This window comes from Allocoprococcus comes, from assembly GCF_013300725.1.
GTDB lineage: Bacteria > Bacillota > Clostridia > Lachnospirales > Lachnospiraceae > Allocoprococcus > Allocoprococcus comes_A.
The window spans coordinates 234,688-244,794 of record NZ_JAAIMM010000001.1; the positions used below are offsets into that span (position 1 = coordinate 234,688).

Annotated in this window: 6 protein-coding genes; 4 read left to right on the forward strand and 2 right to left on the reverse strand. The window is 42.6% G+C overall.

The window, feature by feature from the left end:
- Positions 1-44 precede the first annotated feature (44 nt).
- The gene (locus G4407_RS01270; protein WP_173687445.1) at positions 45-2,225 is read right to left on the reverse strand and encodes a YhgE/Pip domain-containing protein; all 2,181 of its coding nucleotides are present in this window, start codon (positions 2,223-2,225) and stop codon (positions 45-47) included.
- The gene (locus G4407_RS01275; RefSeq protein ID WP_173687446.1) at positions 2,222-4,762 is read right to left on the reverse strand and encodes a YhgE/Pip domain-containing protein; all 2,541 of its coding nucleotides are present in this window, start codon (positions 4,760-4,762) and stop codon (positions 2,222-2,224) included. The genes G4407_RS01270 and G4407_RS01275 overlap by 4 nt, the downstream gene beginning before the upstream one ends.
- A 442-nt stretch (positions 4,763-5,204) precedes the next feature.
- On the opposite strand from G4407_RS01275, the gene G4407_RS01280 reads away from it, so the two are divergent.
- From G4407_RS01280 to G4407_RS01295, 4 genes are all read left to right on the forward strand, one after another.
- On the forward strand, positions 5,205-6,344 hold the full coding sequence (locus tag G4407_RS01280) for a M20 family metallopeptidase (protein WP_173687447.1): 1,140 nt from the start codon (positions 5,205-5,207) through the stop codon (positions 6,342-6,344).
- Between the two features lie 174 nt (positions 6,345-6,518).
- Positions 6,519-7,691 (forward strand): glycosyltransferase family 4 protein, encoded by a 1,173-nt coding sequence (locus tag G4407_RS01285; protein WP_173687448.1) that lies wholly within the window; start codon positions 6,519-6,521, stop codon positions 7,689-7,691.
- A complete protein-coding gene (locus tag G4407_RS01290; RefSeq protein ID WP_173687449.1) occupies positions 7,675-8,280 on the forward strand; it encodes a TVP38/TMEM64 family protein in 606 nt (201 codons plus the stop codon). Before G4407_RS01285 ends, G4407_RS01290 begins: the two co-directional genes overlap by 17 nt.
- Before the next feature lie 19 nt (positions 8,281-8,299).
- Positions 8,300-9,292, forward strand: a complete 993-nt coding sequence (locus G4407_RS01295) for a glycosyltransferase (RefSeq protein ID WP_173687450.1) — start codon at positions 8,300-8,302, stop codon at positions 9,290-9,292.
- Positions 9,293-10,107: the final 815 nt, after the last annotated feature.

Sequence of the window (10,107 nt, forward strand, 5' to 3'; positions counted from 1 at the left end):
AGAGAGTTTTTTAATGTAAATGTAAAAGACAAGTACTTCTATATTTACATAATCTTCGTCTCTTCCAGTTTTTCTGAGAACGCCTCATTCACCTTAATGATCGGCTTCCTGAGCACCAGTCCCACGATCAGGGATACAACAAGGAAGATACAAAGCTTTCCAAGATCGATCCAGTAATCCATACCGTAAAGCCCACCGACAGCTTCACGCAGGGCTGCCATACTGTGGGTAAACGGCAGTAGCGGATATACCGCTTTGAAGAATCCCGGGGCAACCTCGATTGGGAAGGTTCCACCGGTTCCGGCTACCTGCATAACCAGAAGCACAACACTGATTGCTTTTCCGATATCTCCAAAGGAGACAGTCAGCGTGTAAATGATGTTGACATATACGATGCTTGATACCCATCCGGCAAGGAGAAAGAGGAACGGGTGCTCGCACTGGATACCAAGGTAGAACAGATCACCGAGGCAGATCAGAGTACTCTGCAAAAGTCCAAGGCTCAGGAAGATAAGGTATCTTCCAAGATAAATCTGATGGAGCTTCAGATGCTTAAGTCCGGTGGTGCCGTTTTCGGATACAGTGACCTTGAGCATGGCAACCAGGACAATTCCGCCGATCCAGATGGAAAGTGTAGAGTAGAATGGTGCCATGGAAGAACCGTAATTTTCAATCGGGTACACTTTGTTGGTCTTAAGCTCTACCGGTGCGGCGAGGAAAGAACTGATACTGTCCTTATCGCCGGAAATCAGATCTTCCAGTTCGGAGAAATCGCCGGTTGCTTCCATCTGACCAAGTCTGGAGATGGTATCTGTGATCTTTGAGGAAGCTGTTTTCAAAAGCTCAGAAGAGGTTTCCAGAGCCTTCTGAATCTGCGACAGATCAGAGCCGGCTGAAGAAGCAAGGGTATAGATTCCATCTGCACTTACACCGAGCTGGGAGAGCAGTCCGGACAGGTCATTTTTGGTGGAACCAAGAGAGCCGGACAGCTGTTTTAAAGAAGCAGATACATTGGTTTCATAGTCGGATTTGACAGCTGCAATTCCGGAAATACTGGAGCTGATCAGATCATCCAGCTCTTTTTTAGAGGTTGTTACATTGCCTGCTGTATCCCGCAGAGAGGAAGCTGCGTTCGTGAGTTTATCACGAAGTTCTTCCTGAACCGCAATGGAATCGTCTAATTTAGCAAGAATCGGTGCGGTAAGATCAGACAACTCCGGGTGTGCATCTGCAATCTGTGCAATGCTGTCACGGATTCCCTGGTAAGACTGTACGATCGCATTGACGCGGCTTCCAAGAAGATCAAGGGTGCTGGCAACAGAAGAAGCATCCTGTGACTGTGACTGGAATGCCTGATCGATCGTCTGTGACATCTGTTCGTAAAAGCTTTTGGTAGAGGTCAGTGCAGCATTGATTCCGTCTGTAGCTCCGTCCAGAGTTTCCTGAATCCCGGAGAAGGACTGCTGTGTACCGGAAAGCGTATCTGCATTTGCAGAAGCCTGTTCTTTCGTTGCTTTTAAGAATTCGGCAGTTGTGTCCAGAAGCTGCTGCGCAGAATCGGTCATCTGTGAGAAGGAATGCAGGGTCGTCGAAGAGGCAGACAGATCAGAACCGATTTTATTCAGATTTGTGATCAGTGTGCCTGCAAGCTCATCCGAATCCCTGGAGTCTGCGGTATTTGCAACAGTCTGGAGCGCGGTCAGCACCGTATCGGAAATGGTTTCGATAAATACTTCGTTGACCTGTGTCTGGACTGCGGTTGCTCCTTTGTCTGTTACCTTCGGCGCAATGGCATTTTCTTTTGCATTGGAGTAATAGGTAATCTCCGGTTTTTTAATATCACTGGAAAATACACTCATCAGGTTCGTACTGAAATCTTCCGGGATTACGATTTCTGCGTAATATTCTCCGGATTTTACACCCTTCATTGCTTTACTTTTGGTTGTAAATACCCAGTTGAGCTGTGTATTCTCCCGAAGAGCAGACAATACCTGATCGCCAAGATTCAGCTGGAGCGGGATCAGGTTTCCGGTATAGCCTTCATCTACGCTTGCTACGGCAACCTTCAGATTCCCCGTATTCCCATAGGGATCCCAGCTTGCCGCAATGTTGAACCATGCATAAAGGCAGGGAACCACTGTGACGCCGAGAACGACGATCAGCGCAATGACATTTGTTCTTATTTTCCGGATATCTCTTGTGAAGATGGTCCATATATTTCTCATTCGTCTTTTCCCTCCTTTACTTTTTTAAGAAATTCTTCTTCAGACAGATGGATATAGGAAAGCTGTCTGGAGGTCTTGTCGTGAATATATTCCACACAGATCAGATAGACGGCGAGTACGATCAGGGAAATGATCCACAGTGTCAGGTATACGATCTTGGATTCCAGGCCGAACATCAGAAGAAGAAAAATCAGCGGAATTACAAGGATCAGGATAAAACCGGTACGGATCAGCTTTGGATACCGTTTTTCGAACCGGTTGGCACGTTGGATAAAATCAGCCCGTCCGTCTTCGTCCTGCATCATGGTTTTCATCATCAGTGTAAGCTGTGGGCGGGAGAGCTCCCCGGTTGCAGTCTCTCCCAACATCAGGTCTGTTTCGGCAAGACGTTTGTCGAACAGATGGTTCAGATTCATCAGAAGTGGTCTCAGTACCAGTCCGATGAAGAATGCAAGGAGAAGGAAAAGCAGCAGGGTCAGCAGATCCTTTGCGTAGTTATTTTTGTAAAATCCGGCAATGCATTCACGCATAGCGCCAATTCCGTAAGAGAACGGAAGAAGCGGGTGCAGTCTCTGGAAAAAGACCGGTGTCATCTCGATTGGGTAGGTTCCGGAAGAACCTGGGATCTGCAGGATGACCAGAACAACGGCAAGCGCTTTTCCGATATGCTTGAAGGTAAGTGCCATTGCGTAGATCAGGTTGACGTATACAAAAGAGCAGAGCATACCGGCACATACAAATGCAACCGGGTGGACACACTGTACTTTCAGAAGCAGTAGATCTCCTATGCACACAATGAATCCCTGGATCAGTCCGGCCACGACAAAGAGCATCCAACGTCCGAAATAAGCAGTTGTCGGAGTAAAACGGGAAATGGTTTCGTCTTTGTCTACTTCCTGTTTCAGGATGGATACCAGGATCAGTCCGCCAACCCAGAGTGCCAGATTAGTGTAGAACGGAGTCATTCCGGAGCCGTAATTTTCCACATCATAAAGTACCTTTGAATTGATCGAAACCGGTGAGGACATAAAATCAGAAATGGAATCTGAGTCGATGCCTTCCAGTGAGATCAGATGCTGGTAGGTTTCGGAGCTCTGCAGAGCTTTTAGGTCAGCGGTAATATTTTCCAGAGCAGTATCTACGCTTTCAAGAGTTCCTCCGGTCTGACCAAGTGCGTCTGCACTTTCGTTTAAACTGCTCTTTAACTGGGTAAGGATCACCTTTAACTGTGTGATCGTCGGATTTACACCGGTTAAAGTAAAAGAAAGGCTTCCGCTTAATGTGGCAAGCCCGTCAAGTGACTGGTTCAGCTGTGGCAGAAGCGACTGGTTCAGACTGCTTCTGTAATTCTGCAGAGACTGTCGGTTCTGGGCAGTGAGTGTCTCAAGAGAACTTCTGGTATTACTTGCTGTAGTCAGTGCATTTCCTATGCTGGAATTGCTGTTCCCAAGAGAATCAATGAGTTCCTGAAGAGAAGCATTCTGTGCCTGGAGTTCTGCAATTTTTTCGCTGACGATACCGGACAGGGAAGAATCACTTCCGATCTGCTGCTGAAGGGCGGCAAGCTTTTCCAGAATTTCTGCATTTTTCTTATTTAAAGAGCTGGCAGAAGAAATACTGTCTCCGATCGCAGTGTTGACCTGTGTGGCTTTTGTCTCAAAAGTTTCGAGCTTTAAGGCTACGGAGGTGTAGACATTATTTAAAAGCGTCTCGCCATCTGACAGGCTGGTAGAAAATTCTGTGGAAAAGGTTCCGATTGCTGTCCGGCTGGTGGCAAGCAGATCTGATGAATCTGCAAGGGCAGCAGAACCGGAAGAGACAACAGCATTTACAGAGTCCAGTGTTTTCAGAGTGTCATCGATCAAAGAACCGGAGTCTTTTACCGTAGCCTGGAAATCCTTCAGGGCGTTCTGATAGTCAGCAAGATTCTTACGGGTATCGGTAAGCGCCTGCATCAGCGTAGAATTTGTTCCGTCAAGCTTGCCGGTCAGTGTACCGGCCGATTTCTGCACGATCTTCGCAATGGAGTCAGCGGCAACGGACGAAAAGGTGTCATTGATCTGCTGCTGAATCGTGCTTGCGCCGGTGGCGGTGATCTTCGGAGCGATCGCATTTTTCTTTTCATTAATATAATAGTCGAGCTGCGGCTGCTTTAAATCCCCGGAAAGGATGCTGAGGAGAGACTCACTGAAATCCTCCGGGATTACAATGGCAGCGTAGTATTTGCCGGAACGGACACCGCTTTTGGCTTTCTTTTCATCAACAAAGGTCCAGCCAAGCTGATGATTTTCTTTCAGATTCTGTACGATGGTGGCTCCGGCATTCAGATCCATCGAACCGGTGTGTCCGCCGGTGTCACAGTTTGCAATTGCTACTTTCACATTCTGTGTATTACCGTAAGGGTCCATGTTGGCGGCAATGTTGAACCATGCATAGAGAGAAGGGAGAATGCAGACTCCCACCATGACGAGAGCAGCAGCAGGGCTACGTAAGAGTCTCTTTAAATCTCTCTGAAATATTTGAAGCACTTTCTTCATGTGAACCTCCTGTGTAATGTCGTTAATAGTGCCAGTATTGAGAATAGTATAGCAAAAAGTGTGGAAAAAATCCATGAGAAAAAATGACGTTCGGTCAGAAATACAATCTGGATAAAGTTAAGCGTAAGATGATATTTGAAAAAACAGTGTTTTATGATATTCTATATTTAACCTATATTATTCACAGCTGTGCCGTGAATAATATAGGTTAAGTAATATTTTAGAACAAATTAAAATAGTATTGGTGATTTATGGAATTGTCATAATTATACATATGGTTTCTATTGGAAGCAAACTTCCGGATTTAGCAAAGTCGACAGTGGTAAGCTTTGTAATGGGAGTGATTGCGATTACATTGAAAAATGTTGTGAAAAACCTAATATTATCTTATCTTTAAAAGGAATGATCTAAAACCATACAGATAAAATGAGAGGTGAAGAATATGGATAATTTAGAATTAATGAAACAGGAAATCAGTAATCTTGCAAAAGAGAAAAAGGAAGAATTTGAAAAAGTAAGTGATTATATTTTTGCAAACCCTGAACTGGCATTTAAAGAATATAAATCACAGGAAGCACTTTGCAAACTGTTGGAAAGCCATGGCTTTGTTGTTAAACGAGGAATTGCAGAAATGCCGACGTCTTTTGAAGCAGTTTTTGATTCTGGAAAACCAGGGAAAACAGTAGCACTTATGGGAGAATATGATTGTCTTCCAGAAATCGGACATGGTTGTGGACATAATCTGATCGGAACATCAGCAGCCGGTGCAGGAATTGTATTAAAGGAAGTTATGGAAAAGCATGAGATAGGTGGCGTGTTAAAAGTATTAGGTACTCCGGCCGAAGAAAAGGGCAGTGGCAAAGCGATTATGGTTCGCCATGGAGTATTTGAAGGAGTTGATGCTGCACTTCTGATGCATCCGGGTGATGAATCTATGCCGGATGATATTTCTTTTGCAGCAATTACATTGGAATTCACCTTCAAAGGAAAACCGGCCCATGCGGCAGCTTGCCCATGGAAGGGAGCAAATGCACTGAGTGGAGTTCAGTTAATGTTCCATGCGGTTGATATGATGCGCTTACATTTTAAAGATTACAGCAGAGTACACGGAATTATTACAGAAGGCGGAGTGGCCCATAATACTGTAACAGATGAAGCGAAAGCAGTATTTAATATTCGTTCACTGGAATATGATTATATGATGGAAATGGTTGGTGCTATTCGTGATTGTGCGAAAGGAGCGGCAATTGCAACCAGGACAGAAGTTGAAGAAAGACAGTTGGATGAAGTTATCAAAGATGTGCGTAATGATAAGAAATTGGTTCAGTATGTTCGTAAAAACATGGACTTTATTGGTGAAGAGTATATAGAGCGTGACCTGACTCAGGGAATCGGTTCGACTGATGTTGGAAATGTAACCCATGAAATACCGGCAATTCAGTTTTATGTGAAATTGAAAGAGAATGTAGGGACACATACAAAAGAGTTTGCAGTAGCAGCAGGCGGAGAAGAAGGAAAAAGAAATCTGCATGCTTCCGTTCAGCTCTTGGCAATGAGTGCATTGGATGTATTAAGTGAGTAAATAGAAAGTGTATCATTTTTTAGAGAGTTCTAAAAAGTGATACACTTTTTTTGAAATATTGTCTTGAATGAATATTTCGCATTTGTTTAAAAATTCTTTAGAAATGCCCTTTCCATATCTTAACAATCTCCTGTTAAACTATGCTCATAAAAAGATAACGGGAGGAATTAATAAATGAGAGTATTGATTACAACAGACTGGTACGAACCGGTTATAAACGGTGTTGTTACTTCAGTTATGAATCTTTCCAGACAGCTAAGAGAAAGAGGACATGAAGTAAAAATTCTTACATTATCAAGAACATGCCATTCTTATATAGAAGGCGATGTGGTTTATGCAGGATCAATTGGACTTGGATGCATTTATCCGCAGGCAAGATTAAAAATTCCAAAGGCAGCAGGTGACTATATGGAAATGTTGCTTGAGTGGAAACCGGATATTGTGCATTCACAGTGTGAATTTTCCACATTTTTCTTAGCGAAAAAGATCGCATCTGAGCTTCACGTTCCGATTGTACATACGTACCATACGGTTTATGAGGATTATACCCATTATTTTTCACCGCAGAAAGTATGGGGAAGAAATATTGTGCAGTTGATGACAAAGAAACTTGCAAATGCGGTAGAAACCCTAATTGCACCCAGTGATAAGATCCGTAAGATATTGGAAGGATATCAGGTGTCTTGTCCGGTGGAAGTTATTCCATCTGGAATCCATCTGGAAAAATATCAGCTATGTAAAAAAGAAGACTGGCGTAAAAAAATCCGTATGCAGCTTGGTATATCGCAGGATGCACTGGTGTTGGTATATGTAGGCAGAATGGCAAAGGAAAAAAACATAGAAGAGCTTCTGGAATATCAGCAAGATGCAGGAAAATCCGGGGTGATTTTAGTCCTTGTAGGGGATGGACCATATCTTCCGGAGCTGAAAAAAAAGGTCGAAGAGCTAAAGCTCACTAAAAATGTGATTTTTACGGGAATGATCACACCGGAAGAAGTAGGACGCTATTATCAGGCAGGAGATCTCTTTGTCAGTGCTTCTACCAGCGAGACACAGGGAATGACTTATGCAGAAGCGCTTGCCGGCGGTATTCCACTCCTTTGCAGAAGAGACGGATGCCTGGAACAAGTTGTGACAGATGGGGAAAATGGATGGCAGTATGATGAAAAAGAAGATTATCTTATGAGAATCCAAGAATGGAAGGGGATGGGTGAAAATGCAAGAGGCAGGATGCAAAACAAGGCTGTTATTTCAGCAGAAAAATTTTCTTCCGGAAATTTTGCCGAAAGAGTGGAAAAAATCTATAAACAGCAAATACGAAAATACCGATATGAAAATGCAGCCTAAGAAACAGAGAAATCTGACTAGATTTTTTAATCTACTTTCGATAGCCGGACTGGCCGGATGTACGCTTCTTGCAATCTGGGCTTATAAAAGCGGCATTTTAAATTCGGTAGATTCTTTGCAGACATTTATCCGGAAATTCAGTTATACTGGAATGCTTGTTTTTATTCTGATCCAGGTTGTGCAGGTTATTATTCCAATCCTACCGGGTGGAGTCAGTTGCCTGGGTGGTGTGATCTTTTTTGGGCCGTGGCTAGGATTTCTTTATAATTATATTGGTATCTGCATAGGATCAATTGCAGTGTTTGGAATTTCAAAGACAATAGGAAGGCCGGTTTTATACAAAATGTTTTCTGAAAAAATGATAGAAAAATATGATGGATGGACCCAGAAGGACGGTAAATTTTTGAAATTATTTGCACTTGCAATCTTTTTCCCGGTGGCACCGGATGATTTCTTGTGTTATCTTGCGGGAACTACAAAAATGACGTGGAAACAGTTTACAGCAGTTATTGTACTTGGAAAACCATTTTCTATTGCACTTTACAGTCTGGGGCTTACGACAGCATTTAAGATGTTATTTTCATTATAAAAGGAATAGGGTAAAGATTATGAAAACATATATATACAGAGGTGGGTTTCCGATTGTAGAAAAAAGTGGTGTCGGAAAAGCGATCGAGCATCAGGAGAAAATGTTGAATGCAGTACAGGCACCGCGTGCAGCCAGGTGGAAAGAAGCAACCGTGGTTCATATGAATACAGTTTTTCCGGATTCAGTGATTGCGGCCTTTATAGCAAAAATGCAGAAGAAAAAAGTGATTTATTATGGGCATTCTACAATGGAGGATTTTAAAAATTCCTTTATTGGTTCTAATCTTGCAGCGCCGATTTTTAAAAAATGGATCTGCTTTTGTTATAATTTGGGTGATGTTATTGTGACGCCAACCGAGTATTCCAGAAAACTGTTGGAAGGGTATGGACTGAAACGAAAAATTTATTCGATTACTAATGGTGTGGATACAGAATTTTTCAAACCTGATCCAGAGGGGAGAAGACGATTCCGTGCAAAATATCAGCTACCGGAAGAGCAGAAGGTTGTGATATCTGTGGGACATTTGATTGGAAGAAAAGGAATTCTGGATTTTCTTGAACTGGCCAGAATGATGCCAAAAGTACAGTTTATCTGGTTTGGAGGCGGCAATGAAAGCCTGGTGACAGCAGAAATCAAAGAGGCGATATCAAAGAAACCGGATAATGTATTGTTTGCAGGATTCGTAAAGTCTGATGAACTGCGTGATGCATATTGTGGGGCGGACGTGTTTTCGTTTATGAGTTATGAGGAAACGGAAGGAATCGTTGTTTTAGAAGCGCTTGCCTGTGAAATTCCGACAATAGTAAGAAACATTCCTGTGTATGAAGGATGGCTTGAAGATGAAAAACAGGTATATAAAGCAGAGACAATAAAAGAGTTTCAGGAAAAGATAACTGCGATTTTCAGTCAGGATGTTCGTTTGATGAAAAAGGAAGAACGGGAAATTGCTTGTAATAAAAGTCTTGGAAAAGTTGGAGAACGATTGCTGAGGCTATATTTTGAAATGGAATAAGGGACGTTCAGCAGTAGAGAATTATAATTTACCATTATAATTTACAGGGATATTGATTAAAAAGGAAATTGAACAGGGACGTTCAGCCGCGCCATTCGCAAAAGCATGCCTGCGGCACTTGTCGCTGCTGCGCAGCTATTTTGCTCATAGAGTGGCGCTCATCTCATCCGTATAATCAGCCGTCTTTTCATGTGAGCATGAAATCCGTCTGACTATACGGATGGCTGAACTGATGTCAGAATATTCTGAATTGCGCAAAATATAAAAACAACATTGACAATTCCAAAAAGACGTGGTAAGATACCATTTGTTCGCTGGTCGAGACAGAGACTAAGGAGTGGCATGCAGAGGCAGAGCGGATGAAAAATAAAAAGTTTTGCATAAAAATTTGAGCATGAGTATGGGAATATTCAGACGAAAACTTTGAAAAAAGTAAATTGCAAAAAGAAATCAAAAAGCTGTTGACAAGCTGAAAAGAATATGCTATTCTAAATAAACTGTCGCGTGAGGAACTGCTTCACAACAGCAAAAAAGAAATAAAAAAGTTGTTGACAAATACGAAACGCTTTGATATAATGTAAAAGCTGTCGCATGAAACGGCAACAACAAAAAAGAACATTGATAACTGAACAATAGACAACAAACCCTGAAAATTCTTTAAAGAGATTTTTCAAGAACGGACATCGAAAGATGTCAAACCAGAACAGTAAACAGGAACGAAATTGCTAGCAGTGATTTTGAACTGGATACAAACACTTTTAACGAGAGTTTGATCCTGGCTCAGGATGAACGCTGGCGGCGTGCTTAACACATGC